The sequence below is a fragment of the Ralstonia sp. TCR112 genome (assembly GCF_007997035.1).
In the GTDB taxonomy this organism is placed as follows: domain Bacteria; phylum Pseudomonadota; class Gammaproteobacteria; order Burkholderiales; family Burkholderiaceae; genus Ralstonia; species Ralstonia edaphi.
Genome location: NZ_VOSS01000007.1, coordinates 67,497 through 91,565, shown reverse-complemented (window position 1 = coordinate 91,565; position 24,069 = coordinate 67,497). Strand labels below are relative to the sequence as shown.

Genomic DNA, 24,069 nt, shown 5'->3' with positions numbered 1-24,069 from the left:
GGCGATGTGCTCCCTGGGGGGAGCAAGTTGAGTTTCTTGTTTTGATGTTTTTTGTTCAGGAACCAGGAGTTGCGGCGGGGAGGCTGCATCGTCTGGGACTGATCACTTCTGGAGGCAATGATGGACTTCGACATGATTGAAACGGAAATGCAGGACGGCACCATCATCAAGGTGGTCGGCGTCGGCGGCGCGGGCGGTAATGCCGTGCAGCACATGATCAACCGCGGCGTGCAAGGCGTGGAATTCATCTGCATGAACACCGATGCGCAGGCGCTCAAGCGCTCGACCGCATCGCGCGTGCTGCAGCTCGGCAGCACCGGCCTGGGCGCCGGGGCCAAGCCGGAAGTGGGCAAGCACTGCGCAGAGGAAGCCCGTGAGCAGATCGCCGACGCACTGCGCGGCGCGCACATGGTCTTCATCACCGCCGGCATGGGCGGTGGTACGGGCACGGGCGCAGCGCCGGTGGTTGCACAGGTCGCCAAGGAAATGGGCATCCTGACCGTGGGCGTGGTCTCCAAGCCGTTCGACTTCGAAGGCGCACGCCGCTCGAAGGTCGGCGAGCATGGCGCGAACGACCTCGAAGGCAACGTCGATTCGCTGATCGTCGTGCTCAACGAAAAGCTCTTCGAAGTCATGGGCGACGACGCCGAGATGGACAAGTGCTTCCAGTGTGCCGACGACGTGCTGCACAACGCGGTTGCCGGCATTGCGGAAATCATCAACGTCGATGGTCTGGTGAACGTCGACTTTGAAGACGTGAAGACCGTGATGGGCGAACAGGGCAAGGCGATGATGGGCACGGCCACCGTGTCCGGCGTCGACCGTGCGCGTCTGGCGGCTGAGCAAGCCGTTGCGAGCCCGCTGCTGGAAGGCGTGGACCTGTCGGGCGCGCGTGGCGTGCTGGTCAACATCACGGCAAGCCGCTCGCTCAAGCTGTCCGAGACCAAGGAAGTGATGAACACCATCCGCAGCTATGCCGCGGAAGATGCCACCGTCATCTTCGGTACGGTCTACGACGACGCCATGGGCGACGCTCTGCGCGTGACCGTTGTGGCCACGGGTCTGGGCCGCGCTGCCCGCAACAAGCAACAACAGCCGCAGACGATGACGCTGCTGAAGACCGGCACCGACAACCAGCCGGTGGCGTTCGGCGGTGGCGCCGGTCACTCGGTGGCAGCCGCGCCGGACTACAGCAACTTCGACACCCCGGCCGTGTGGCGCAGCTCGCGTGAGTCGGCATCGGCTCACGTGGCAGCGTTGCAAGAGAAGGGCGTCGACACGTACGACATTCCGGCATTCCTGCGCAAGCAGGCGGACTGATCGGGCCCGCGTTGGTTCGATAGCGCTCGCGCACGTCCGACTGCCTGCGGCACCGCACGCCGCGCGCGATTCACGGCTCCCCTCCCGTGATCGCCGTTGTGTGATGGCCCACCGCTCGTCAGTCGACAGCGCTCGACGAACCGGACTCAGTCGTTGCCGCCGGGCAGGTTGGCCTCTGGCCGCCTCCCCGGAAGGGTTCACCCCGCCCGGCGGGTGTGTCCGTTCGTTGTGCCGCGCGCGCTGCGCTCTGAGCCAAGCGGCCTGATGATGTTGTCTCCCAAGACCGCCCGCGTGATGCGTTCACGCGGGCGTCTTGTTTTACGAGCTGGCTGCGCGTTCACGCGGCAAGTTCTATGATCGCGATATCCACGCAACCGCTTCCTGACGATCATGATCCAGCCTGGTCAACCGCTTCCCGACGCAACGCTCTACGAGTTCTTTGAAGTGGAAAAGGACGGCTGCGCGCTCGGCCCGAACGCTTTCTCGGTCCAGGATCTGTCCGAGGGTAAGACGATCGTTATCTTCGGGCTGCCCGGTGCATTTACGCCGACTTGCTCGCGCGGCATGTGCCCGGCTACCTCGCCAACTTCGACGCACTGCGTGCCAAGGGCGTCGACGAGATCTGGTGTGTGTCCGTCAACGACGCCTTCGTGATGGGCGCCTGGGCTCGCGCGCAGGGCACTGACGACAAAATCCGCATGCTTGGTGACGGCAGCGCAGAGTTCACCAGCAAACTCGGCCTGGAGCAGGACCTCTCCAAGCGCGGCATGGGCATTCGTTCACAGCGGTACGCGATGGTCGTGAAGGACGGTGTGGTAACAGCGCTACAGGTGGAAGCGCCCGGACAGTTTGCCGTCAGCAGCGCGGAATCCATCCTCGCGATACTCTGACGCCACCTTGCAACCTCCCCCGAATGGCGGAGTACCGCCCGCTATCCCGCCCCACCGCGAGCTCGACGAGATTCTGGCGCCGAATCTGCGTGTACTAAGGTCGAGCAAAGTGTGTGCACCCCTAACATCCCGATACAAAAGTCGTTTTGAAGGCAGGGATGTGAAAATGGTATGCTTAGGGTTATCACTTATGCAGACCGCATAGATAAAAACAATCGTAGAAATTTCGTGAGTTGAGGGCGGCCATGTTGAAACAACGCACCATCAAGTCCCTCGTCAAGACCGTCGGCATCGGGTTGCACTCGGGCCGTAAGGTGACGTTGACGTTGCGTCCGGCAGCCGCAGGCACCGGCATCGTTTTCACGCGCGTTGACCTCGACCCGGCCGTTGAGATTCCCGCCACCGCCAGCGCCATCGGCGACACCCGCCTAGCGTCCGTCCTGCAGAAGGATGGCGCCCGCGTGTCGACCGTCGAACATTTGATGTCCGCTTGCGCCGGCCTCGGCATCGACAATCTCTATGTCGACGTCGACGCCGAAGAAATTCCCATCATGGACGGCAGCGCGGCCTCGTTCGTGTTTCTGCTGCAATCGGCGGGCATCGAAGAGCAGGGCGCGGCCAAACGGTTCATCCGGGTGATCAAGCCCGTGGAAATCCGCGAGGGCGACAAGCTTGCCCGCCTCGACCCGTACTTCGGTTTCAAGCTCTCGTTCACGATCGAATTCCGCCACCCGGCGGTCGACAAGACCGGCCAGACGTTCGAGATAGACTTTGCCGACACGAGCTACACGCGCGAAATCGCCCGCGCCCGTACGTTTGGTTTCGCACACGAAGTCGAGATGCTGCGCGAGGTCGGCCTGGCGCGCGGCGGCAGCCTCGACAACGCCATCGTGCTTGACGAGCACCGCATGCTGAACAACGACGAACTGCGCTACGGCGATGAGTTTGTCCGTCACAAGATCCTCGACGCGATTGGCGACCTGTATGTGGTGGGCCACCCGCTCATCGCTGCATACACCGCGCACAAGTCCGGTCATGGCCTGAACAACGCGCTGCTGCGCGCGCTGCTGGCCGACGAAACGGCCTACGAGATCGTGACGTTCGACAAGGTGGAAGAAGCCCCGCGCGCGTTCCTGCCGCAGTTGCAGCCGGCGTTCTCGTAATCGGTTGAGCCGTCGTTCGTATGAAAAAAGCGCCCTGCGGGGCGCTTTTTATTTGGGCTTGGCGGCCGGTGCGACGTGCCGCGCAATCATTTCGGCCAAGGCTTGGCGCAGCGGCGAGTCGGGCAGTTCATTAGCCAGGGCCGCCAAGCTGTTAACCCCAACTGCCGTCATCTTGGCGCGTTTAGGCGGCTTTTCGGTCTCTTGTGGCCACAAACTGTCGCTGCCGCCCTGCGGTTGTACGCGTACACGAATTGCGGTAATCTGCGATCCCCGGCGCTGCAGACGCTCCAGCAAGGTGGGTACCACCTGCCGTAAGCGCGCCGCAGCCGCACTGTGTGCGGCGAGCAACACCAGAGTCGCTTCCCGGCTGTCGCGCGCATCGTTCTTGATGCCGCCGATGGCCACGCCGCCGCCCAAGCCGGGCGGCAACAGCGACAACACCTCCGCTTCCAACGACGCCAATTGCCTGGCCGCCTGCATCAGCGGGCCGACCGAACCGGCACCCGAGAGCCAGTCCTGGACGGGTTTTGCCACAGGCGTCTTGAGAGCGGGATGAACAAAGATTCGCATGCCGGCATTGTAGGGCGTTCATCGCGCTTTCGTGCCGGTGGGCAGCTTTTTTGTCCGGAAAACGAGCGATGCAGATCATCCTGATTCACCCGCGCAAGGCCGGCGCGACGCATTTGTCGCGACGCGGCGTCTTCGTGGCGATCGGCGCGGCGCTGCTGACGGTGGCGGCGTTGTCCGTCGGTGGTACGTGGCTGGCGGCCAAGCAGGGCCTGCTGCCGGGGGCGGCCGCTTCCACGGTTGCCGGCGCAGACCCGCGTGTCACCCGCGAAAACCTCAACCTGATGGCCGCGCGCATCGGCGAAATGCAGGCGCAGATCGCGCGCCTAGACGCGCTGGGCGCCCGGGTGTCGGGCTTGGCGGGTGTGCCCCCGCGCGAGTTCGATTTCAAGTCGCAGCCGAGCCGCGGCGGGCCGGAAGGCGCGTTCTCGCGGCCGATGTCGATGCCGGAAATCCAATCCGAGCTGAGTCGCCTGACGCGCTCGGCTGACCAGCGCAACGATTACCTCAGCGTGCTCGAGAGCACCCTGATGGACCGTCAGATCCACGCGAAGATGATGCCGACCGTGCGCCCGGTGGCGACGGGTTACGACTCCTCCGGTTTTGGCACGCGGATCGATCCGTTCACGGGCCGCCGCACGCAGCATGACGGCGTCGACTTTGTGGGCCCGGTTGGCACGCCGATCGTAGCGGCTGCCGGCGGCGTGGTCGTCGCCAGTGAGTTTCACCACGAATACGGCAACATGATCGATATCGATCACGGCAATGGCCTGAAGACGCGCTATGCCCACGCGTCCAAGGTTTTCGTGAAGGTCGGTGACATCGTCAAGGCGGGCGAGCGCATCGCGCTGATCGGCCGCACGGGCCGCGCCACCGGCCCGCACCTGCACTTCGAGGTGCACGTCAACGACGTCCCGCAGAATCCGGTGGCCTTCCTGGAAAACGCCGGCCAGCCCAAGATGGCGGCCAACAAGGCGCCGGCGAAGGTCGCGGCGGCCGATATCGGCAAGAGCATGGCGGCTGCCGGCCACTGAGCCCGCCCTAATTGCAATCAGGGGCGCCCGTCCCCAATTCAGCGTGAGTGTGTGCCTATGCGGACGACGTTCCGCGCAGCCCTAAAGTGCGGCGTTCCTGCCACATCCGGCGGTTCTGCTGCCATCAAGCCGGTGTTTTGCACATGCTAAACTCCCGCCTTTGCGCCAACCCTTTCCGGGCCGTTGTGCTGCCTGTGTTTCGCGGTCTCTTTCGACGCGCTCTCCGGGTGGCTCGCCGGCCCTAGCCATCGATGATCACGGGCCTTCTCAAGAAGATTTTCGGCAGCCGTAATGAACGGCTGATCAAACAGTACCGCCGCAAGGTGGCGCAGATCAATGCGCTCGAGCCCAAGTTCGAAGCGCTCTCCGATGCCGAGCTGCAGGCCAAGACCGAGGAATTCCGCCAACGTTTTGCCAAGGGCGAGACGCTTGATGCGCTGCTGCCCGAAGCGTTCGCCGTGTGCCGCGAGGCCAGCAAGCGCGTGATGAAGATGCGGCACTTCGACGTGCAGCTGATCGGTGGCATGGTGCTGCACGACGGCAAGATCGCCGAAATGCGCACGGGTGAAGGGAAGACGCTGACCGCTACGCTCGCCGTGTACCTGAACGCCATCTCTGGCCAGGGCGTGCACGTCGTGACGGTCAACGATTATCTGGCGCAGCGCGACGCCGAGTGGATGGGTCGCCTGTACAACTGGCTGGGCCTGTCGGTGGGGGTCAACCTGACCACCATGGATCACGACCAGAAGCAGGCCGCCTACGCGTCGGACATCACCTACGGCACCAACAACGAGTTCGGCTTCGACTACCTGCGCGACAACATGGTGTACGACGCAGGCCAGCGCGTGCAGCGTCCGCTGAACTACGCGATCGTCGACGAGGTTGACTCGATCCTGATCGATGAGGCGCGTACCCCGCTGATCATCTCCGGCCAGGCCGAAGACCACACCGACCTGTACCGCCGCATGAACAGCATCCCGGCGCAACTCACGCGCCAGATCGGCGAAGAGAAGTCGGATGGCACGGGCGTCGAGAAGCCGGGCGACTACTACGTCGACGAAAAATCGCACCAGGTCTACCTGACCGAATCGGGTCACGAGAAGGCTGAGCAGATCCTGCTGCAAGCCGGATTGATCGGCGAGGGCGAATCGCTCTACGCGCCGCAGAACATCACGCTTATGCACCACCTGTACGCCGCCCTGCGCGCGCACAGCCTGTTCTTCCGTGATCAGCACTACGTGGTGCAGAACGGTGAAGTGGTGATCGTCGATGAATTCACCGGCCGCCTGATGTCGGGCCGCCGGTGGTCCGACGGTCTGCACCAGGCCGTGGAAGCCAAGGAAGGCGTGCAGATCCAGCAGGAAAACCAGACGCTGGCGACCATCACGTTCCAGAACTACTTCCGCATGTACAACAAGCTGTCGGGCATGACCGGTACGGCGGACACGGAAGCGTATGAATTCCAGGAGATCTACGGCCTGGAAACCGTGGTGATCCCGACGAACCGCACGCCGCAGCGCAAGGACTTGCAGGATCAGATCTACAAGACCTCGAAGGAGCGCTACGACGCCGTCATTCGCGACATTCGCGATTGCTACGAGCGCGGCCAGCCGGTGCTGGTGGGCACGACGTCCATCGAAAACTCTGAACTGCTGTCGAACCTGCTGAACCAGGCGAAGCTGCCGCACCAAGTGCTCAACGCCAAGCAGCACGAGCGTGAAGCCGAGATCATCGCGCAGGCCGGACGCCCGAAGATGATCACCATCGCCACCAACATGGCGGGCCGTGGTACCGACATCGTGCTGGGCGGCAATGTGGAGAAACAGTCCAGCTTCGTGATGGCCGACGAGTCGCTCTCCGACGAAGAAAAGGCCGCGCGCGTGAAGCAGTTGCAGGACGAATGGCAATCGCTGCACGAGCAGGTGAAGGCTGCGGGCGGTCTGCACATCATCGGCACCGAGCGCCACGAGTCGCGCCGGATCGACAACCAGCTGCGTGGCCGTGCCGGCCGTCAGGGCGACCCGGGTTCGTCGCGCTTCTATCTGTCGCTGGACGATCAGCTGCTGCGCATCTTCGCGGGCGACCGCGTGCGCGCGATCATGGATCGCCTGAAGATGCCCGAAGGCGAACCGATCGAAGCCGGCATCGTCACGCGCTCGATCGAATCGGCGCAGCGCAAGGTCGAAGGCCGCAACTTCGACATCCGCAAGCAACTGCTGCAATACGACGACGTCTCCAACGACCAGCGCAAGGAACTCTACAAGCTGCGTAACGAGATTCTCGAAGCGCAGGATGTGGGCGACTTGGTCAAGAACCTGCGTGAATCCGTGTTCACCGAGCTGTTCCGCACCTACGTGCCGGCCGAGACCATGGAAGAGCAGTGGGATGTTGCCGGGCTGGAGAAGACGCTGCGTGAGGACTGGGGCGTCGATCAGCCGCTGGTCAAGACGCTGGAAGCTGCGCAGTCGATCGAAGACGAAGACCTGCTCAAGATGGTGCTGGATGCAGCCGAAGCGGTGTACGAAGGCAAGGTGGCGCAGGTTGGCCGTGAGTCCTTCGCCGGCTTCGAGCGTTCGGTGATGCTGCAAAGCCTCGACACGCATTGGCGGGAGCACTTGGCAGCGCTCGATATGCTGCGCCAGGGCATCCACCTGCGCGGCTATGCGCAGAAGGATCCGAAGCAGGAATACAAGCGCGAGTCGTTCGAGCTGTTCGGCCGCCTGCTCGACACCATCCGCAACGAGGTCACGCGCATTGTCTTCACGGTGCGCATCCAGTCTCAGGAAGAGCTGGAGCAGGCTTCCGAGCAGATCGAAGAAGATCTTTCCGCGCTGAGCAACGTGCAGTACAAGCACGACGAGTTCAGCGAACTGGCCGAAGTGGCTGCCGGCGATGCGGAGATCCACGGTGCAACGCCGGCCATGGCAGCACCGCGTTCGGCAGCATCTGCCGCTGCTGCCGCGCTGGCGGGCGAAGTGCCGAAGGTTGGCCGCAATGACCCATGCCCATGCGGTTCGGGCAAGAAATACAAGCAGTGCCACGGCAAACTCGTCTGACGCTGCCTAGAACCTGTTTCTGTTGATTCATATGCCCGCAATGCGGGCATCCTCATTTTGAAAGGTGTGCTCCATGGCTGTGAATCTCGTCGCGCCCGCCGCTGACTCACTGTTGCCGATCGACGGCGTGGAACTCGGCTGGGCCGAGGCCGGTGTACGCAAGGCCAATCGCAAGGATGTGCTGCTCGTTCGTATCGCCGAGGGCTCGACGGTGGCCGGTGTGTTCACGCAGAACCGCTTCTGCGCAGCACCCGTGCAGGTGTGCCGCGAGCATCTGGCGAGCGGCAAGGGCGCACGCGCGATCATCGTCAACACGGGCAATGCGAATGCCGGCACCGGCGCGCCTGGCCTTGCGCATGCGCGCCAGACCTGTGATGCCGTTGCCAAGCTGCTGGGCGTGTCGGCGGAGCAGGTGCTGCCGTTCTCCACGGGCGTGATTTTGGAGCCGCTGCCGGTCGACCGCATCATCGCCGGACTGCCTGCTGCTGAGGCGAACGCCAAGCCGGACAACTGGCTGGCCGCCGCCGAGGCCATCATGACCACCGACACCGTACCCAAGGCAGCGTCGGCCACGTGCACGCTGTCGGGCAAGACGGTGCGCATGTCGGGCATCAGCAAGGGCGCAGGCATGATCCGCCCCAACATGGCGACGATGCTCGGCTTCATCGCCACCGATGCCAATGTGGACGAAGCTGTGCTTCAGGGGCTGGTGCGCCACGCGGCCGATCATTCGTTCAACAGCGTGACGGTGGATGGCGATACCTCCACCAACGACTCGTTCGTCGTCATCGCGACGGGCCGGGCCGGTACGCCGCGCATCGATTCCGAATCGCACCCCGACTACGCTGCGCTGCGCGATGCGCTGACGGGCCTCGCACAAGAGCTTGCGCAGAAGATCGTGCGCGATGGCGAGGGCGCGACGAAGTTCATGGCCATCCAGGTGGAGGGCGGCCGCAACGTTGAGGAGTGCCGCCTGATCGCCTATGCGGTCGCGCACTCGCCGCTGGTCAAGACCGCGTTCTACGCATCGGACCCCAACCTGGGGCGCATCCTGGCGGCCGTCGGCTACGCCGGCGTGACGGATCTCGATGTGAACGGCGTCAACCTGTGGCTCGACGACGTCTGGGTCGCACGTGACGGTGGCCGCAACCCCGAATACCGCGAAGAAGACGGCCAGCGCGTGATGAAGCAGGCGGAGATCACCGTGCGCATCGCGCTCGGCCGCGGCGACGCCACCGCCACCGTGTGGACATGCGACTTCTCGCACGACTACGTGTCGATCAACGCGGACTACCGTTCGTAATCCGGAGGTTGCCGCCATGTCGTCTGACCTTTCCGCACGGCTCGACCGCTTTCTCGGGCGGCTGGAGCAATGGCTGCCGCCTGAACTGACCGACGCCGACTGGAACGAGGCCGTCGCCTTCCGCTGGCGCAAGCGCCAGAGCCTGTTCGGCAACATCGGCTATCTCGCACCGATCCGGCAGTTGCCGCCGATCCATCTGAGCGATCTGCACAACATCGAGCGCCAGAAAGACGCGATCGTCGCCAACACGCGCCAGTTCGTGCGCAAGTTGCCGGCCAACAACGTGCTGCTGACGGGCGCGCGGGGCACCGGCAAGTCGTCGCTCATCAAGGCGTGCCTGAACGAGTTCGTGAAGGAAGGCCTGCGTCTGGTCGAAGTCGACAAGGACGATCTGGCCGACCTGGGCGATATCGTCGAGCAGCTCTCGACGCGCCCGGAGCGCTTCGCGATCTTCTGCGACGACCTTTCGTTTGAAGACGGCGAATCCGGCTACAAGGCGCTGAAGTCTGCGCTGGACGGCTCGGTCGCCGCGCAATCAGACAACGTGCTGATCTACGCAACGTCCAACCGGCGCCATCTGCTGCCGGAATACATGAAGGACAACGAGACCTATCAGCACACCTCGGACGGCGAAATCCATCCGGGCGAGGTGGTGGAAGAGAAGATTTCGCTGTCGGAGCGCTTCGGGCTGTGGTTGTCATTCTATCCGCCCAAGCAGGACGAATATCTGACCATCGTCGGCCACTGGCTCAAGCATTTCGGCTGCAGCGACGAGGACATCGCCGTCGCACGTGGCGACGCGCTGGTTTGGGCGCTCGAACGTGGTTCGCGTTCAGGGCGCGTGGCGTGGCAATTCGCCCGCGACTGGGGCGGCAAGCATGGGCGGCAGCATGTCGACTGACAACCTCACGCAAGTGCCCCCGACGCACACGCCCGATGGCCGCAAGATCACCGAAGTGGCCGTTGGCGTACTCGTGCAGCCGGACGGCCAGTTCTTGCTGGCCCAGCGCCCGGAAGGCAAGCCTTACTCAGGCTACTGGGAATTTCCGGGCGGCAAGCTGGAAGCGGGTGAATCCGTGGAAGCCGCGCTGACCCGTGAGCTGAAGGAGGAGCTGGACGTCACGCTGCGCACCTGCGTGCCCTGGCACACCATCGAGCACGACTACCCTCACGCGTATGTGCGCCTGCATTTCTGCAAGGTGACGGCATGGGACGGGACCTTGCGCGCGCTGGAAGGCCAGGATTTCGCCTGGCAGACGCTGCCGATCAGCGTCGATCCTGTACTGCCGGCAACGTTGCCCGTCTTCGAATGGATGCGCGAGGAAGCAGCGGCTAGTTGAGCCTGCCGCTTGTATCGTTGCCGGGTGCTTCGGGCAGGTCGTCTTCTTCGACCACGGGGATGGTGTACTGCTCGGCGGCCCAGGCGCCCAGGTCGATCTGCTTGCAGCGCTCGGAGCAGAAGGGGCGGTAGCGGCTCTCAGGCACCCAAGGCACGGGCTTGCCGCAGCTGGGGCATTTGACGGTCTTCACATTCATGGTGCGGCTCAGAAATTACAGAGCTTCAGCTGGAACGGGATATCCGCATCGACCGGCTTGGGGCGCAGGTCGCCATCCTGCTGGGTAAAGCGCACCCAGAGCATGTATTTGTTGGCGCTGATCTCGGGAATGAACCCCAGCGCGACTCATCCAGGCGCACCTGCATCAGCTGGTACACGCGGCCCGACAGCATCTGCTGATAGCTCCCAGCGTTAGCAATCACCTTGCCACTCTGGCCTGACTCGCGCAGCAGGCGCAGCACGATCATCGTGGCGTCGCGCAGCGGCACCAGCGGTTGAGCCCATTTGATGATGTCGGCGCGGCGGCGCTCGGCCGGATGATGCTGCCATGCAAAATACGCCGGCAGATCGAATTCACACGTACCACCGGGGATGATGGCGCGGCTGCGGATGCTCGTCAGCCACTCGTTGTCGGCAATGAGCTGGCCGGCCTTGCCATGTGTGGCAGTGAGATTGCCGGAGGCGGTTTCCAGCTCGCTGATGACGGCGTCGAGCGCGTCCTGGTCGATCTGCGGATTGGCGCGCAGCGCGGTGAGCGTCTGGCGCTGGCGATCAAGTTCTTTCAGCAGATCGGATTTGAGGTCGGCACGCCCGGCCACGTCGACCACTTCGAACAGCGTGGTCAAGGCCACATGGTGCTGCAGTGGGTGTTCCTGCACGAGAAAGAAATCCAGCCGCTCGAACAGGTCTTCGAGGCGCAGCAGCGTCCGAATGCGTTCGTTGAAGGGATATTCGTACAGGATCAAAACTTGGGTGCCCGGTGTGCTGGCCCGCTGCATATGCGGCCCCGAAGCCCATTTGGCCTCGATCTGCCCGCATTCTATGCGAGACCCTCGCTCATCACAATGCAAAGGGATGTGACGACGGCTTTCAAGCTGTTTCAGTTCGACCGGTAGGTTAGGTCCAGACGGTCGATCTGCGGCTGGAGGTCGGCCAGCGTACCGCCGTTGTCGATCACGTCGTCGGCTGCTGCCAAGCGCGCTTCGCGTGAAGCCTGACGCGCGATGATGGCTTCCACCTGCGCGCGCGGCAGACCGTTACGGGCCATCACACGGGCAATCTGCGTCTCGACCGGGCAGTCGACCACCAGAATGCGGTCGACCAAGCTGCGCCAGCTCTGATGGCCGGCGAGGGATTCCACCAACAGGGGGACGACGTAGACCAGGTACGGATGCGCGTCCGATGCCTGCGCGGCGGCCCCACGCGACAGCGCAATCTCGCGGATGAGCGGATGCGTGATCTGCTCCAGTCGCGATTTGGCCGTGGCATCCGAGAAGGCGAGGGCGCGCATGGCATCGCGGTCCATGGCACCGTCCGGGCGTAGGATGCCGGCGCCGAATGTTTCGACCAGCTTCGGGATGGCGGCGCCGCCCGGTGCAGTGATCTCGTGGGCGATGGCGTCGGTGTCAACGATGGCGGCACCGCGCTCCGCAAGGCGATCCGCCACGTAGCTCTTGCCGCTGCCGATGCCGCCGGTCAGGCCGATCACGCGCATGCTGATCGTGCCCTTATGGCGCAAGCAGGGGGCCGAGGCCTGCCAGCATGAGCAACTGCGGGCCGGCCAGCAGTGCGATCACGCCGGCCCCGGCAATGAACGGTCCGAACGAGAACGGCGATTCGCTCGTCGCGCCGCGCGCAATGCGCACCAGCCCAAACACCAGTCCCACGACCGACGACAGCAGCACCAGCAGCGGCAGCGCTTGCCAACCGAACCACGCGCCCAGTGCGGCCATCAGCTTGAAGTCGCCGTAGCCCATGCCTTCGCGGCCGCGCAGCAGCTTGTAGGTCCAGTAGATCGACCACAGGAACAGGTAGCCTGCCATCGCGCCAATCACCGCGTCGTGCAGGCGCGCGAACATGCCGAACAGATTCACGCCCAGGCCGAGCCAGAGCAGCGGCTGGGTGACGGCGTCGGGCAACAGCTGCGTGTCTGCGTCGATCATCGTGCCGGCGATCAGGAACCACAGCAGCACCGCCGACGCCACCGCGACCCACGTCGGGCCGAAGTGCCAGAGGCAAGCTGCGGTCAGCACACCCGTGACCAGCTCCACTGCGGGATAGCGCCAGGAGATCGGTGTTTTGCAGGCGCTGCAGCGGCCGCGTAGCGCCAGCCAGCTCAACACGGGAATATTCTCGATCGCCTTGATCTGATGACCGCACGATGGGCACGCCGAGCGCGGCACGACCAGGTTGTATGCGTCAGGGTGAGGCAGCGGCTCTTCGCGCAGCTCGGCGATGTAGTTGGCCTCCTCCCGCTCGATCATGCGCGGCAGGCGGTGGATCACCACGTTCAGGAAACTGCCGACCAGCAAGCCCACCAACCCGCCGGTCGCAATTAAAAACCACGCTGGCAGTTGCGCCAGCGTGGGAATGACGAACATCTCCGGCATCAGACCACCTGACCCAGCTTGAAGATCGGCAGGTACATTGCCACCACCATGCCGCCGATCAACACGCCAAGGATCACGATGATGATCGGTTCGATCAGCGCCGAGATGTTGGCCACCGCATCGTCCACCTCGCGCTCGTAAAATTCTGCAACCTTGAGCAGCATGCTGTCGAGCGCACCGGATTCCTCACCGATCTGTGTCATCTGCAGCACCATGTTGTCGAACACGTGCGTAGCCTGCATGGCGTTGGTCAGGCTCGTACCAATGCGCACGGCCTGTTGAATTTCGATCGTTGCGTCGTGATAGACCCAGTTGCCGGCTGCTCCAGCCACCGATTCCATCGATTCCACGAGCGGTGTGCCGGCGGCGAACATGGTGGCCAGCGTACGTGTCCAGCGCGCGATGGTGGCTTTGCGGATGATGCTGCCGAAGATCGGCATGCGCAGAATCCAGCGGTGCGTGGAGCGTTGCACGTTTTCCGAGCGCTTGAACGCCCGCGTGAACAACACGATGCCGATGATGGGGACAAAAACGATGATGTACCACCATTGGACGAAGAAGTCGGAGATGCTCATCACCACCAGCGTTGGGGCCGGCAGCGTGGCTCCGAAGCTCGAGAACACGCCCTTGAACGCCGGCACCACGAAAATCATCAGCACCACCGTCACCAGGAAGGCCACCGTCAGCACCGAGATCGGGTAGATCATCGCGGACTTGATCTGCGCCTTCAGCGCAATCGACTTTTCCATGTACAGCGACAGGCGCTCGAGCAGGGCATCGAGAATACCGCCCTGTTCACCCGCGTCGATCAGGTTGCAGTACAGCGTGTCGAAGTACTGCGGATGACGGCGGAAGGCTTGCGCCATGCTGCTGCCCGACTCGATATCGACACGGATTTCCGTCAGCAGCTGCGTAAAGTTCGGGTTGGCATGGCCCTTCGCGATGATGTCGACCGACTGCAGCAGCGGCACGCCGGCCTTCAGCATGGTCGAGAGCTGGCGGGTGAAGTACGCCACGTCCTTCGGCGTGATCTTCTTACCCCGGGCCGCGCGGCGACGCTTTGACTTGGTGATCGACAGGCCCTGCTTGCGCAAGACGGCATTCACCTCGGTGATGCTCTCGGCGCGCATCTCGCCCTTGAAGATCTTGCCTTTGCGATCTTTGCCTTCCCACTCGAAGATGTACTGCGTGGGCGCCTTTGTCTTGGTGGTCTTTCGTGCCGGCGCGGCGGCCGCGCGGTTTGCGGCAGGTGCTCGTGTGGCCATGGTTGGTTCCTACCCCCCGGTATGGGAACGATTGATCGAGAAGGTTATTGGTTCGTGGTGGCCAGTACTTCCTCAAGGGAAGTCAGCCCCTGCTTTACTTTCCGCAAGCCCGATTCGCGCAGCGACAGCACGCCTTCCTTGCGCGCCTGCTCGGCGATCTGCAGCGCCGTGCCGTGCGTGAGAATGATTTCCTGGATCGCTTCGGTAATCGGCATGACCTGGTAGATGCCGACGCGGCCCTTGTAACCGCTGCCGTTGCAGACCTCGCAACCGACCGGGTGATACGGCTGCCACGAGCCGTCGAGGTCGGCCTCGGTGAAGCCCGCGTCGAGCAGCGTCTCCTTGGGCAGCGGACCGGGCTTCTTGCATTCCTTGCACAGCCGTCGCGCCAGGCGCTGCGCCGTGATCAGCAGCACCGACGATGCGATGTTGAACGGCGCCACGCCCATGTTCATCAGGCGGGTCAGCGTCGTCGGCGCGTCGTTGGTGTGCAGCGTCGAAAACACCAGGTGACCGGTCTGCGCGGCCTTGATCGAGATATCAGCCGTTTCCAGGTCCCGGATTTCGCCCACCATGATGATGTCCGGATCCTGCCGCAGGAACGACTTCAGCGCCGCTGCAAAGGTCAGCCCCGCCTTGTCGTTCACGTTGACCTGGTTGATGCCCGGCAACTGGATTTCCGCCGGGTCTTCGGCTGTGGAGATATTGATGTCGCCCTGGTTCAGCCGGTTCAGGAAGGTGTACAGCGACACCGTTTTGCCTGAGCCCGTCGGGCCGGTCACCAGCACCATCCCGTACGGCCGCTTGATCACGTCGAGCAGCAACTGCTTTTGCTCGGGCTCGTAGCCGAGCTGGTCGATATCGAGCCGTTCGGTGGACGACTCCAGAATCCGGATCACGATCTTCTCGCCGAACAGCGTCGGCAGCGTCGACACCCGGAAGTCGATGGCGCGTTCGATCGTCTCTTTGTTGTCCTTGTCCTTGCGGTCTTTCGGGACAGTGATCAGCAGCTTCATGCGGCCGTCTTGCGGCACGCGCTTTTCCGAGATGTCCAGGCGCGAGAGCACCTTGATCCGGGTGGCAATCTTGTCGCGGATATCCAGCGGTGGCTGTGCGACCTGCGCGAGGATGCCGTCGATGCGGAAACGCACGCGGTAAAACGTTTCAAACGGCTCGAAATGCAAGTCCGACGCGCCGCGCAACAGGGCCTCGGTAAAGAGCTTCTGCAGGAAGCGCACCACGGGGGCATCGTCGATGCCATCGGTGGTTGTGCGACGCGTGGCGGCAGCGGCGCCCGGGTCGTACTCGATCTGCGTGGCTTCCTGCTTGGGGAAGAGCGACTTGATCTCGGCCGGGGCCTCGTTGGCGAGGCTGAGTTGGCGGACCAGCTTGTCGTGCTCGACGATCACCGTTTCGATGGCCACGTTCATCTTCTGACGCAGCTCTTCGATCGGCTTGGGGTCGCTCGGGTCGGATGTGGCGAGAATGAGGCGGTTTTCGCGGCGGCCTAGCGGCAACAGGCGCAACTGGGCGAAGTGCTTGTTGGCCGACAGCACGGCCGGCACAGTGTCGAGCTTGTACTGGGCGAGGTCCAGCAACGGCATCTGGTACTTGCCGGCCACGAACACGGCGAGGTCATGCGCACTCATGATTCCGCTGCCTACCAGTTCGTCGATCAGTTGCGTGCGTTTTTCACGCGCGCTCTGTTCGAGCTGAGTCAGTAGCGTCGGTGCGATCCGCCGGCTCTGCGCAAGAGCGAGTCCGAGTGTCATGAGTCCAGTCCGTCAGGCTGAAGCTGACCATTTCAGCGTGCGCCGGGCCCCACTGCCTCAAGCGCGCGCTCGCCCCCCAAGGCGATTGTTATAGGTTCTGCAGCCGGTACCCACCCATTCGTGGGGGGTGGTGCCCGGAACCGGGGCAGTTTGCCGACCGCCCCTGCATTTGTAAAGCGCACATCAAAGCGCAGCTTGCATTTGTGCCACATCGGCAGAAAACCGCCCGAACTGAAGCGTTTGGCCTCGGGTGTGGCGTCAACTGCGCTTTGACTGCGGCGGCCGATGCAGCCGTACCGTGCGGATCGACTGGCTGTCCATCTGGACGATGTCCATCACGCAGTTCGCAATCTTCACGCTAACCGTCGCCTCCGGAATCTCTTCCAGCACTTCGAGTACCAGTCCGTTGAGGGTCTTCGGGCCGTCGGTCGGCAGGCTCAGCCCCAAGCGCCGGTTCACGTCGCGCAACGACATTCCCGCATCCGCAAGATAAGTGCCTTCCTTGTCCCAGGCCAGCTTGCCGGCGTTGGGCAGCGTGGTGGTGAATTCGCCGATCATCTCTTCGATGATGTCTTCGAGCGTCACCAGCCCGAGCATGTCGCCGTATTCATTGACGATCAGGCCAAGGCGGCGGCGGTTCTCCTGAAAGTACTGTAGTTGCCGGAAGACGGGCGTGCCGCTCGGCACGAAATACGGCTCGGCGAGCAGGCCGCGGAAATCGTCGTGCGTAAGTTCGGTGTGCCCCAGCAGCGACAGCGCCTTGCGCACGTGCAGGATGCCGATCACCTGATCGCTGTCCTGCTCGAACACCGGCAGCTTGTTGTGGTAGCAGGTTTCGAGCTGCTGGATGACTTCCTCGATCGGGCGCGACAGGTCGAGCGATTCCACCCGGGCGCGCGGCGTCATCACATCGTCCACGGTGATGGCGTCCAGATCGAACAGGTTGAGCAGGATGCTGCGGTGCTTGTGCGGAATGAAATTGCCTGATTCCAGGACCAGCGTGCGCAATTCCTCGGTCGACATGCGCTGCTCCGGCGCCTTGCGCGTATTGATGCGCACCAGCCGCAGCACCCCCATTGCAAACGCGTTGACCACCGCGACCAGCGGCGTCGAAACCTGCATCAGCGGCTTGATGATGAAGCTGGCGGGAAACGCAACGCGCTCGGGGTAAGTCGCGCCCACGATCTTCGGGGCGATTTCGGCGAACACGATGATCAGAAACGCGACGATGGCCGTGGCAATCGACAGCGTCGTTCCGTTGTTGCCGAAGTAGTGGATCGCCAGGGTGGTGATCAGCACCGGCACGGCGGTGTTGATCAGGTTGTTGCCGATCAGGATGAGCGAGAGGAGCTTGTCGGTCTGACCGAGCAACTGCTGCGTATTGCGCGCGCCCGATACGTTGGACTTGGCAAGATGCCGCAGGCGATGGCGGTTGAGCGCCATCATCGCAGTTTCGGAAATCGAGAAGAAGGCGGAGCAGCACAATAGCACCACGACGGCGCCGATTTGTGCCCAGAGCGGCCAAGAGTCCAAGGCAGGAGAGGAGGGGCGGCGAAGCGCCCACTATAACAGAGGGGTTTGCCGCGCCGATGCGGGCAGCCGTTGCGCATGCAGCGAATGCAGATTCCCCTCGGGTGGTCGTTCAGAAACAAAAAAGCCCAGCAATTGCTGGGCTTGATGTCCTTGATCGACAAGGGAATTTCTGGTCGGGGTGAGAGGATTCGAACCTCCGGCCTCTACGTCCCGAACGTAGCGCTCTACCAGGCTAAGCTACACCCCGATGCTTCTTCACAGATCTCGTGCGTGTCAGGACTGACGTTGCAGCGAGAAAGCACACAAGTCTATCAGCGTCTGACGGAAAAGGGAAGGGGGTAATGCGTTTGCTGCTGCTTCGGCGGCAGCGGCTTCGCGCTCGGCGGCCTGGCGCGTGTACTCCAGCGCGCCGGAAGCCTGGATGGCCGCGAAGATGGCGTCGAAATGTTCCGTGCCGCCTTGCTCGATGGCTTGGCGCACCAGCGCGCGCTGTTCTTCCGTGCCGTTCGATAGCAGATGGATGAGCGGCAGCGTCGGCTTGCCTTCGCGCAGGTCGTCGCCAGCGTTCTTGCCCATCTGGTCGGCGGTGGACGTGTAGTCGAGCAGGTCGTCGACGATCTGGAACGCCGTGCCGATGCGGCGGCCATATTCAGCCGCGGCTTCTTCGGTCGCGCGTCCGCGCCCGAGAGCACCGCGCCGATCTGCGCGGCCGCCTCGAACAGCTTGGCGGTCTTGTAGCGGATGACCTGCAGGTAGCGCTCTTCCGTCACGTCCGGATCGTGCATGTTCAGCAGCTGCAGAACTTCGCCTTCGGAGATGATGTTGGTCGCGTCGGCCAGGATCTGCATGATGCGCATGCTGTTGGCCTGCACCATCATCTGGAAGGCGCGCGAATACAGGAAGTCGCCCACCAGCACGCTCGCAGCGTTGCCAAATACCGCATTGGCGGTCTTGCGTCCGCGGCGCAGGTCGGATTCGTCGACCACGTCATCGTGCAGCAGCGTGGCGGTGTGGATGAACTCGACCACGGCAGCCAGCTCGTGCTGATGCTCGCCCTTGTAGCCGAGCGCATTCGCCACCAGCAACAGAATCACGGGGCGCAGGCGCTTGCCGCCGGCGCTGATGATGTATTCGCCGATCTGGTTGATCAGCACCACCTCCGAGCCCAGGCGGCGGCGGATCACGGCATCGACGGCGCGCATGTCTTCAGCGACAGGGGCGAGCAGGACGGAGGCGGAGGTCTGGGTCAAGGCGAATTCCGACAGAAGGCGTGGAGCTGATGGTCGACTTGCGCGCGATCGATGCGACGCAAAAAACCGCGAGATTATAGAGCAAGCAGGCAGTTCGCCCGATGGCGCGGCGGTGGATGCATGGCGCGGCTGGCTGTTGCGTGGGCGCAGCACCCTCGTAACTCGATTAGTCTTTGATTTGCTTGGGTTTTCTTGTATAGTTGCGAGTTCTCTGTGTCCGCTGTCTGCGCATGTGGGCTGCGAGTGGCACAAGAGTCACGTTTTAGTTCTTTTATCGAGGTCCGACAATGTACGCGGTCGTAAAAACCGGCGGTAAGCAATACAAGGTTGCTGCTGGCGAAAAACTGAAAGTAGAACAGATACCGGCGGACGTTGGCGCAGAAATCACGCTTGACCAGGTGCTCGCAGTGGGCGCCGGCGACCAACTCAAGGTTGGTGCGCCGCTGGTGAGCGGGGCTGCCGTCAAAGCCACCGTCATCTCCCACGGTCGTCACGACAAAGTGCACATCTTCAAGATGCGCCGTCGTAAGCACTATCAAAAGCGCCAAGGGCATCGTCAAAATTACACCGAGTTGCGTATCGACTCGATCGTGGCCTAAGGCTGCGTCGTCTACGTAACCGGATAGGAGTTCAGTCATGGCACAGAAAAAAGGCGGCGGTTCCACACGGAACGGCCGCGATTCCGAGTCGAAGCGCCTGGGCGTGAAGGTGTACGGCGGCCAAGCCATCAACGCTGGCGGCATCATCGTTCGCCAACGCGGCACCCGCACGCACGCTGGCGTGAACGTGGGCATGGGCAAGGACCACACCCTCTTCGCGCTGGTCGATGGCCACGTGAAGTTCGCCACCCGCGGCGAAGGCAAGAAGCAGTTCGTCGACGTTGTTCCGGCGGCCTGATTCAGCCTTGTAGTAGAAAGGCCCCGCACCCGTGCGGGGCTTTTTCGTTTCTGGCTGCTAACAAAACGCGACCCCGATCCTGGGCGGCACGCTGCTCTTGGCGCGTGTTTCCAGGCGCGTTCTGTTAGCAATGGCGCGAGTGGCGCCGATTTCCTTTTTACCTGCCGTGCGCACGCCGCACGGGCGGAGACCTCCATGAAGTTCATCGACGAAGCCCGGATTGAAGTGATCGCTGGTGACGGCGGCAACGGCAGCGCCTCGATGCGCCGCGAGAAATTCGTCCCGTTCGGCGGACCCGACGGCGGCGACGGTGGGCGTGGCGGCAGCGTGTGGGCCGTGGCTGACCGCAACATCAACACCCTGATCGACTACCGCTTTGCCAAGAAGCATCTCGCGCGCAACGGCGAAAACGGCCGGGGCGCCGACTGCTACGGCGCTGCAGGCGACGACATCACGCTGCGCATGCCTGTGGGCACGGCCATTTACGATGCCGACACGGAAGAGCTGATCGCCGACCTGACCGTCCACGGGCAGCGCCTGTGCCTGGCGCAGGGCGGCGAGGGCGGCTGGGGCAACATCCACTTCAAGTCGAGTACCAACCGCGCACCGCGCCAGAAGACCGACGGCAAGGCCGGTGAGCGCCGCAACCTGCGCCTGGAGTTGAAGGTGCTGGCCGACGTGGGTCTGCTCGGCATGCCGAATGCCGGCAAGTCGACGCTGATCACCGCGATTTCCAACGCGCGCCCGAAGATTGCCGACTACCCGTTCACGACGCTGCACCCGAACCTCGGCGTGGTCCGGACGGGCCCGTCGAAGTCGTTCGTGGTGGCCGACATTCCTGGTCTGATCGAGGGCGCAGCGGAAGGCGCCGGTCTGGGGCATCAGTTCCTGCGGCATCTGCAACGCACGCGCGTGCTGCTGCATGTGGTCGATCTTGCCCCGTTCGACGAGAGCGTCGACCCGGTGGCCGAAGCCAAGGCGATTGTCGGCGAGCTGAAGAAATACGACGCTGAACTCTTCGACAAGCCGCGCTGGCTCGTGCTCAACAAGCTCGACATGGTGCCCGAGGACGAACGCGAAGCGCGCGTGAAGGACTTCGTGAAGCGCTTCAAGTGGAAGGGGCCCGTGCATCGCATTTCTGCGTTGACGCACGATGGCACGCAGGCGCTTGTCCACGCGATTCAGGAATACCTCGACGAGTTGCGCGCCGAAGAAGATGCCGCGGCTGCCGCGCCCGACCAGCGTCTGGACCCGAGCCTGCACAACGTCGACCACGACGATCAAGCGTAAACACAACAAACATCCTTCGGAGACACGCCCACCATGGCCCTGCATTCGCTGATTGCCGATGCGCGCCGCCTTGTCGTCAAGGTCGGTTCCAGCCTGGTTACCAACGACGGCCGTGGCCTCGACCAGGCTGCCATTGCCCGCTGGGCCGCGCAAATCGCGGCGCTACGGGCGGCTGGCAAGGAAGTCGTGCTGGTCAGTTCAGGCGCCATCGCCGAGGGCATGCAGCGCTTGGGCTGGGCCAAGCGTCCGAAGGAAATCCACGAGTTGCAGGCCGCCGCCGCTGTCGGGCAGATGGGGCTGGCGCAGGTGTACGAATCCGAGTTCGCGCGGCACAGCATCCGCACGGCGCAGGTTCTGCTCACGCATGGCGACCTGGCCGATCGCGAGCGCTATCTCAATGCACGCTCCACGCTGCTCACGCTGCTGAGCCTTGGTGTCGTGCCGATCATCAACGAGAACGACACGGTCGTCACCGATGAAATCAAGTTCGGCGACAACGACACGCTGGGCGCGCTCGTCACCAACCTGATCGAAGGCGACGCGCTGATCATCCTGACCGACCAGCGCGGTCTGTACACCGCTGATCCGCGCAAGGATCCCGGCGCCCGGTTTGTCGACGAAGCGCAAGCCGGCACGCCCGACCTTGAACAGATGGCCGGCGGCGCTGGTTCGAGCATCGGCAAGGGCGGCATGCTGACGAAGATTCTGGCGGCGAAGCGCGCGGCCAAGTCGGGCGCGCATACCATCATTGCTTCGGGTCGTGAACCTGACGTGCTTGCGCGCTTGGCTGCCGGCGAGGCCATCGGCACGCAGCTCCGCGCGCCGACGGGGCGGATGACGGCGCGCAAGCAGTGGATGATCGACCACCTGCAGCTGCGCGGTCGCGTGGTGCTGGATGCCGGTGCGGTGGAAAAACTCACGGCCGGCGGCAAGTCGTTGCTGCCGATCGGCGTGACGGAAGTGCAGGGCGAATTCGCGCGCGGCGAGGTGATTTCTTGCGTGGACGCGGCGGGCCGTGAAGTGGCGCGCGGGCTGACGAACTATTCGTCGGCTGAGGCGCGGCTGATCGCACGCAAGGCGTCCTCGGAGATTGAGGCGGTGCTTGGTTACGTCAGCGCCGCGGAGCTGGTGCACCGGGACAACCTGGTGCTGCTCTGATCCAGCCGCTCGGCTGCGCATCAAAACAAAAGGCCAACCCTGCGAGGTTGGCCTTTGTGTTTGAGGCAGATGATGCTGTACGCGGGCGTCCGCCGCTCAGGGCCCGAAATACCGGCCGCTCTGCCCCAACCGTTGCACCAGCGTAGAGGCCTTTCCATCTCCCGCTACCGAACGCACGTCGCAGAAGTACGAGCGCATCAGCGCCGACGCATAGTCCGTCGGCCCGCCATTGCCAACGCGTTGCCAATCCGTCGCGGGCTTGTAGGCGTTCATGCTTGCCGATTCGGCATTCGCCGTTTCGTTCATGTCGACCGCGCGGTTGCCGACCCACTGGTTGGTGTCGTTGCGCAACGTCGCATAGATGCGCCGCTCGGCCGTGTCGCAGCGCAGGCCTTCGTAGTTCACGTTGCGCGCGCCGGTCTTGCTGGTGATCAGTACGGTGTACCGCACCACGTTGTCCTTGCCGATCGACACCGATTTCGGATCGATGGCGAAGCGCAGCGGCGAGTCGCTTCGGCCGCCCACATCGAACGGCACGGCATCACGATCGACCGGCGGGGCCGGGAAGGTCACGGCATCTTCCTTGAAAGGCTTGTCGTTGAATGGGTCCATCAACAGCCGGTCTTCGAGGTCGCCGGTGCGGTTATGGCCACATGCCGTCAACGCCAGCGCAGCCGCCAGCGCGAGCGGCACGAGAGCGCGGCGCGCTCCACGTGTCGTCGTCATCAGATTCACGAATTGTCCTTGGGAGCCGTGTCGTCAGGGTTGGGAGAGGAAGGGGCCGGCGCGGATACGCTCACCGTTTCGACGATGACCGTCGTGGTGGTGACGGTCAGGGCCGGCTGGGCGTGCTGTTCGTTCCGGCCGCCCTGGCTGCTGGAACGTTCGCGGTTATCGCGTGCGTCGCGCTCTCGGTGCTGGCCGCCGCGTCCGTAGGGCGACAGCGGCGCGCGGGTCTGACGTTGCACGAAGCGCGAAAGCTCCGACAGCGCCAGCTGATACACCTCGCGCTTGAACTCGATGACGGCTTCGAGCGGCACCCAGTACTGGCTCCACCGCCACGCATCGAATTCCGGATGCTCGGTGGCGCGCAGCTGGATGTCGCAGTCGCGACCGACCATGCGCAGCAGGAACCAGATCTGTTTCTGGCCCCGATAGTGGCCGCGTATTTCGCGGCGGATGAACTTGTCCGGCACCTCATACCGCAGCCAGTCGCGCGTGCGACCGACGATCCGGACGTGTTCTGGCAACAGGCCGACTTCTTCGTGCAGTTCGCGGAACATCGCTTGTTCGGGCGTCTCGCCGTACTTGATGCCGCCTTGTGGAAACTGCCAGGAGTGCTCGCCAATGCGCTTGCCCCAGAACACCTCGTTTCTTGCGTTGATGAGGATGATGCCGACGTTCGGGCGGAAGCCTTCACGATCGAGCATGACTGCACCTCGAATACTTTAGAATTACGACGATTATAGAGCGGCCCGTCGCTCGGCTGTCACAGAAGCCGAAATGTTGCCGCTCACTCGCGCCTCCTGGGGGAGGGGTGCCGATTGCGCGAATGTGCGCCTGGCGCCTCGTCTCATCTCCTGATTCCGGTGGCTTTTGCCCTTGTTTTCGCGGCTTTGGTTGGC

General features: G+C 63.4%; 20 protein-coding genes, 1 tRNA gene and 3 pseudogenes. 12 read left to right on the top strand and 12 right to left on the bottom strand.

Going from position 1 to position 24,069, the window contains the following annotated elements:
• Nucleotides 1–120 precede the first annotated feature (120 nt).
• The 3 genes and pseudogenes from ftsZ (at nt 121) to lpxC (ending at nt 3,373) form a co-directional block, all read left to right on the top strand.
• Entirely contained in the window at nt 121–1,320 is a 1,200-nt protein-coding gene (gene ftsZ, locus FUT88_RS03365) for a cell division protein FtsZ (RefSeq protein ID WP_012763009.1), read from the top strand.
• Nucleotides 1,321–1,710: 390 nt separating this feature from the next.
• Nucleotides 1,711–2,210, top strand: a pseudogene (locus FUT88_RS03360) (peroxiredoxin).
• A 245-nt stretch (nt 2,211–2,455) separates the two neighbouring features.
• Complete coding sequence (lpxC, locus tag FUT88_RS03355) at nt 2,456–3,373, top strand: UDP-3-O-acyl-N-acetylglucosamine deacetylase (RefSeq protein WP_147213808.1); 918 nt, start codon at nt 2,456–2,458, stop codon at nt 3,371–3,373.
• A 48-nt stretch (nt 3,374–3,421) separates the two neighbouring features.
• Here the strand turns inward: lpxC and FUT88_RS03350 are convergent, their stop codons facing one another.
• Nucleotides 3,422–3,943, bottom strand: a complete 522-nt coding sequence (locus tag FUT88_RS03350; RefSeq protein ID WP_147213807.1) for a DciA family protein — start codon at nt 3,941–3,943, stop codon at nt 3,422–3,424.
• 68 nt (nt 3,944–4,011) lie between these two features.
• Between FUT88_RS03350 and FUT88_RS03345 the strand changes: the two genes are divergently transcribed.
• From FUT88_RS03345 to FUT88_RS03325, 5 genes are all read left to right on the top strand, one after another.
• Nucleotides 4,012–4,974 carry a M23 family metallopeptidase gene (locus tag FUT88_RS03345; RefSeq protein WP_147213806.1) on the top strand — a complete coding sequence of 321 codons (963 nt, stop codon included), beginning with the start codon at nt 4,012–4,014 and terminating at the stop codon, nt 4,972–4,974.
• Nucleotides 4,975–5,225: 251 nt separating this feature from the next.
• Complete coding sequence (secA, locus tag FUT88_RS03340) at nt 5,226–8,030, top strand: preprotein translocase subunit SecA (RefSeq protein ID WP_147213805.1); 2,805 nt, start codon at nt 5,226–5,228, stop codon at nt 8,028–8,030.
• Between the two features lie 73 nt (nt 8,031–8,103).
• Nucleotides 8,104–9,333, top strand: a complete 1,230-nt coding sequence (gene argJ, locus FUT88_RS03335; RefSeq protein ID WP_147213804.1) for a bifunctional glutamate N-acetyltransferase/amino-acid acetyltransferase ArgJ — start codon at nt 8,104–8,106, stop codon at nt 9,331–9,333.
• A gap of 16 nt (nt 9,334–9,349) precedes the next feature.
• Nucleotides 9,350–10,234 (top strand): ATP-binding protein, encoded by an 885-nt coding sequence (locus FUT88_RS03330; RefSeq protein WP_147213803.1) that lies wholly within the window; start codon nt 9,350–9,352, stop codon nt 10,232–10,234.
• The gene (locus tag FUT88_RS03325) at nt 10,224–10,673 is read left to right on the top strand and encodes an NUDIX domain-containing protein (protein ID WP_147213802.1); all 450 of its coding nucleotides are present in this window, start codon (nt 10,224–10,226) and stop codon (nt 10,671–10,673) included. The genes FUT88_RS03330 and FUT88_RS03325 overlap by 11 nt, the downstream gene beginning before the upstream one ends.
• On the opposite strand, the gene FUT88_RS03320 is transcribed toward FUT88_RS03325, so the two are convergent.
• The 9 genes and pseudogenes from FUT88_RS03320 to ispB form a co-directional block, all read right to left on the bottom strand.
• Nucleotides 10,666–10,869, bottom strand: coding sequence for a DNA gyrase inhibitor YacG (locus FUT88_RS03320; RefSeq protein ID WP_027680324.1), 204 nt, complete (start codon nt 10,867–10,869; stop codon nt 10,666–10,668). The two genes, FUT88_RS03325 and FUT88_RS03320, sit on opposite strands and share 8 nt — an antisense overlap.
• 8 nt (nt 10,870–10,877) lie before the next feature.
• Nucleotides 10,878–11,635: pseudogene (zapD, locus tag FUT88_RS03315) on the bottom strand (cell division protein ZapD).
• A 134-nt stretch (nt 11,636–11,769) separates the two neighbouring features.
• Nucleotides 11,770–12,384 carry a dephospho-CoA kinase gene (gene coaE, locus FUT88_RS03310; protein WP_147213801.1) on the bottom strand — a complete coding sequence of 205 codons (615 nt, stop codon included), beginning with the start codon at nt 12,382–12,384 and terminating at the stop codon, nt 11,770–11,772.
• Nucleotides 12,385–12,397: 13 nt separating this feature from the next.
• Nucleotides 12,398–13,279, bottom strand: a complete 882-nt coding sequence (locus FUT88_RS03305; protein WP_147213800.1) for a prepilin peptidase — start codon at nt 13,277–13,279, stop codon at nt 12,398–12,400.
• Complete coding sequence (locus FUT88_RS03300; RefSeq protein WP_147213799.1) at nt 13,279–14,544, bottom strand: type II secretion system F family protein; 1,266 nt, start codon at nt 14,542–14,544, stop codon at nt 13,279–13,281. Before FUT88_RS03300 ends, FUT88_RS03305 begins: the two co-directional genes overlap by 1 nt.
• Nucleotides 14,545–14,588: 44 nt before the next feature.
• A complete protein-coding gene (pilB, locus tag FUT88_RS03295) occupies nt 14,589–16,316 on the bottom strand; it encodes a type IV-A pilus assembly ATPase PilB (RefSeq protein WP_147213798.1) in 1,728 nt (575 codons plus the stop codon).
• A gap of 258 nt (nt 16,317–16,574) precedes the next feature.
• Nucleotides 16,575–17,849, bottom strand: a complete 1,275-nt coding sequence (locus FUT88_RS03290; protein ID WP_147213797.1) for an HlyC/CorC family transporter — start codon at nt 17,847–17,849, stop codon at nt 16,575–16,577.
• A 170-nt stretch (nt 17,850–18,019) separates the two neighbouring features.
• Nucleotides 18,020–18,096, bottom strand: a tRNA-Pro gene (locus FUT88_RS03285).
• Between the two features lie 26 nt (nt 18,097–18,122).
• A pseudogene (gene ispB, locus FUT88_RS03280) lies at nt 18,123–19,051 on the bottom strand (octaprenyl diphosphate synthase).
• Nucleotides 19,052–19,386: 335 nt separating this feature from the next.
• Between ispB and rplU the strand changes: the two are divergent.
• The 4 genes from rplU (at nt 19,387) to proB (ending at nt 22,444) form a co-directional block, all read left to right on the top strand.
• Nucleotides 19,387–19,698, top strand: coding sequence for a 50S ribosomal protein L21 (gene rplU, locus FUT88_RS03275; protein ID WP_004633023.1), 312 nt, complete (start codon nt 19,387–19,389; stop codon nt 19,696–19,698).
• A gap of 37 nt (nt 19,699–19,735) precedes the next feature.
• Nucleotides 19,736–19,996, top strand: coding sequence for a 50S ribosomal protein L27 (rpmA, locus tag FUT88_RS03270; protein WP_009241587.1), 261 nt, complete (start codon nt 19,736–19,738; stop codon nt 19,994–19,996).
• A gap of 195 nt (nt 19,997–20,191) precedes the next feature.
• Nucleotides 20,192–21,286 (top strand): GTPase ObgE, encoded by a 1,095-nt coding sequence (gene obgE, locus FUT88_RS03265; RefSeq protein WP_147213796.1) that lies wholly within the window; start codon nt 20,192–20,194, stop codon nt 21,284–21,286.
• A 33-nt stretch (nt 21,287–21,319) separates the two neighbouring features.
• Nucleotides 21,320–22,444 carry a glutamate 5-kinase gene (proB, locus tag FUT88_RS03260; RefSeq protein ID WP_186829225.1) on the top strand — a complete coding sequence of 375 codons (1,125 nt, stop codon included), beginning with the start codon at nt 21,320–21,322 and terminating at the stop codon, nt 22,442–22,444.
• A 96-nt stretch (nt 22,445–22,540) separates the two neighbouring features.
• Here the strand turns inward: proB and FUT88_RS03255 are convergent, their stop codons facing one another.
• Together FUT88_RS03255 and FUT88_RS03250 are read right to left on the bottom strand one after the other, a co-directional pair.
• Nucleotides 22,541–23,170 (bottom strand): CNP1-like family protein, encoded by a 630-nt coding sequence (locus FUT88_RS03255; protein ID WP_147213795.1) that lies wholly within the window; start codon nt 23,168–23,170, stop codon nt 22,541–22,543.
• Nucleotides 23,171–23,175: 5 nt separating this feature from the next.
• Nucleotides 23,176–23,874: an RNA pyrophosphohydrolase gene (locus tag FUT88_RS03250; protein ID WP_147213794.1), complete on the bottom strand. Its 699-nt coding sequence runs from the start codon at nt 23,872–23,874 to the stop codon at nt 23,176–23,178.
• Nucleotides 23,875–24,069: the final 195 nt, after the last annotated feature.

Excerpts from the sequence above, each read along its gene's own strand:
- FUT88_RS03350 (WP_147213807.1), bottom strand. The coding sequence starts at position 3,943 with ATGCGAATCTTTGTTCATCCCGCTCTCAAGACGCCTGTGGCAAAACCC.
- FUT88_RS03300 (WP_147213799.1), bottom strand. The coding sequence starts at position 14,544 with ATGGCCACACGAGCACCTGCCGCAAACCGCGCGGCCGCCGCGCCGGCA.
- lpxC (WP_147213808.1), top strand. The coding sequence starts at position 2,456 with ATGTTGAAACAACGCACCATCAAGTCCCTCGTCAAGACCGTCGGCATC.
- ftsZ (WP_012763009.1), top strand. The coding sequence starts at position 121 with ATGGACTTCGACATGATTGAAACGGAAATGCAGGACGGCACCATCATC.
- FUT88_RS03305 (WP_147213800.1), bottom strand. The coding sequence starts at position 13,279 with ATGCCGGAGATGTTCGTCATTCCCACGCTGGCGCAACTGCCAGCGTGG.
- FUT88_RS03325 (WP_147213802.1), top strand. The coding sequence starts at position 10,224 with ATGTCGACTGACAACCTCACGCAAGTGCCCCCGACGCACACGCCCGAT.
- FUT88_RS03320 (WP_027680324.1), bottom strand. The coding sequence starts at position 10,869 with ATGAATGTGAAGACCGTCAAATGCCCCAGCTGCGGCAAGCCCGTGCCT.
- coaE (WP_147213801.1), bottom strand. The coding sequence starts at position 12,384 with ATGCGCGTGATCGGCCTGACCGGCGGCATCGGCAGCGGCAAGAGCTAC.
- argJ (WP_147213804.1), top strand. The coding sequence starts at position 8,104 with ATGGCTGTGAATCTCGTCGCGCCCGCCGCTGACTCACTGTTGCCGATC.
- FUT88_RS03255 (WP_147213795.1), bottom strand. The coding sequence starts at position 23,170 with ATGACGACGACACGTGGAGCGCGCCGCGCTCTCGTGCCGCTCGCGCTG.
- pilB (WP_147213798.1), bottom strand. The coding sequence starts at position 16,316 with ATGACACTCGGACTCGCTCTTGCGCAGAGCCGGCGGATCGCACCGACG.
- rpmA (WP_009241587.1), top strand. The coding sequence starts at position 19,736 with ATGGCACAGAAAAAAGGCGGCGGTTCCACACGGAACGGCCGCGATTCC.
- obgE (WP_147213796.1), top strand. The coding sequence starts at position 20,192 with ATGAAGTTCATCGACGAAGCCCGGATTGAAGTGATCGCTGGTGACGGC.
- secA (WP_147213805.1), top strand. The coding sequence starts at position 5,226 with ATGATCACGGGCCTTCTCAAGAAGATTTTCGGCAGCCGTAATGAACGG.
- proB (WP_186829225.1), top strand. The coding sequence starts at position 21,320 with ATGGCCCTGCATTCGCTGATTGCCGATGCGCGCCGCCTTGTCGTCAAG.
- FUT88_RS03330 (WP_147213803.1), top strand. The coding sequence starts at position 9,350 with ATGTCGTCTGACCTTTCCGCACGGCTCGACCGCTTTCTCGGGCGGCTG.
- rplU (WP_004633023.1), top strand. The coding sequence starts at position 19,387 with ATGTACGCGGTCGTAAAAACCGGCGGTAAGCAATACAAGGTTGCTGCT.
- FUT88_RS03250 (WP_147213794.1), bottom strand. The coding sequence starts at position 23,874 with ATGCTCGATCGTGAAGGCTTCCGCCCGAACGTCGGCATCATCCTCATC.
- FUT88_RS03345 (WP_147213806.1), top strand. The coding sequence starts at position 4,012 with ATGCAGATCATCCTGATTCACCCGCGCAAGGCCGGCGCGACGCATTTG.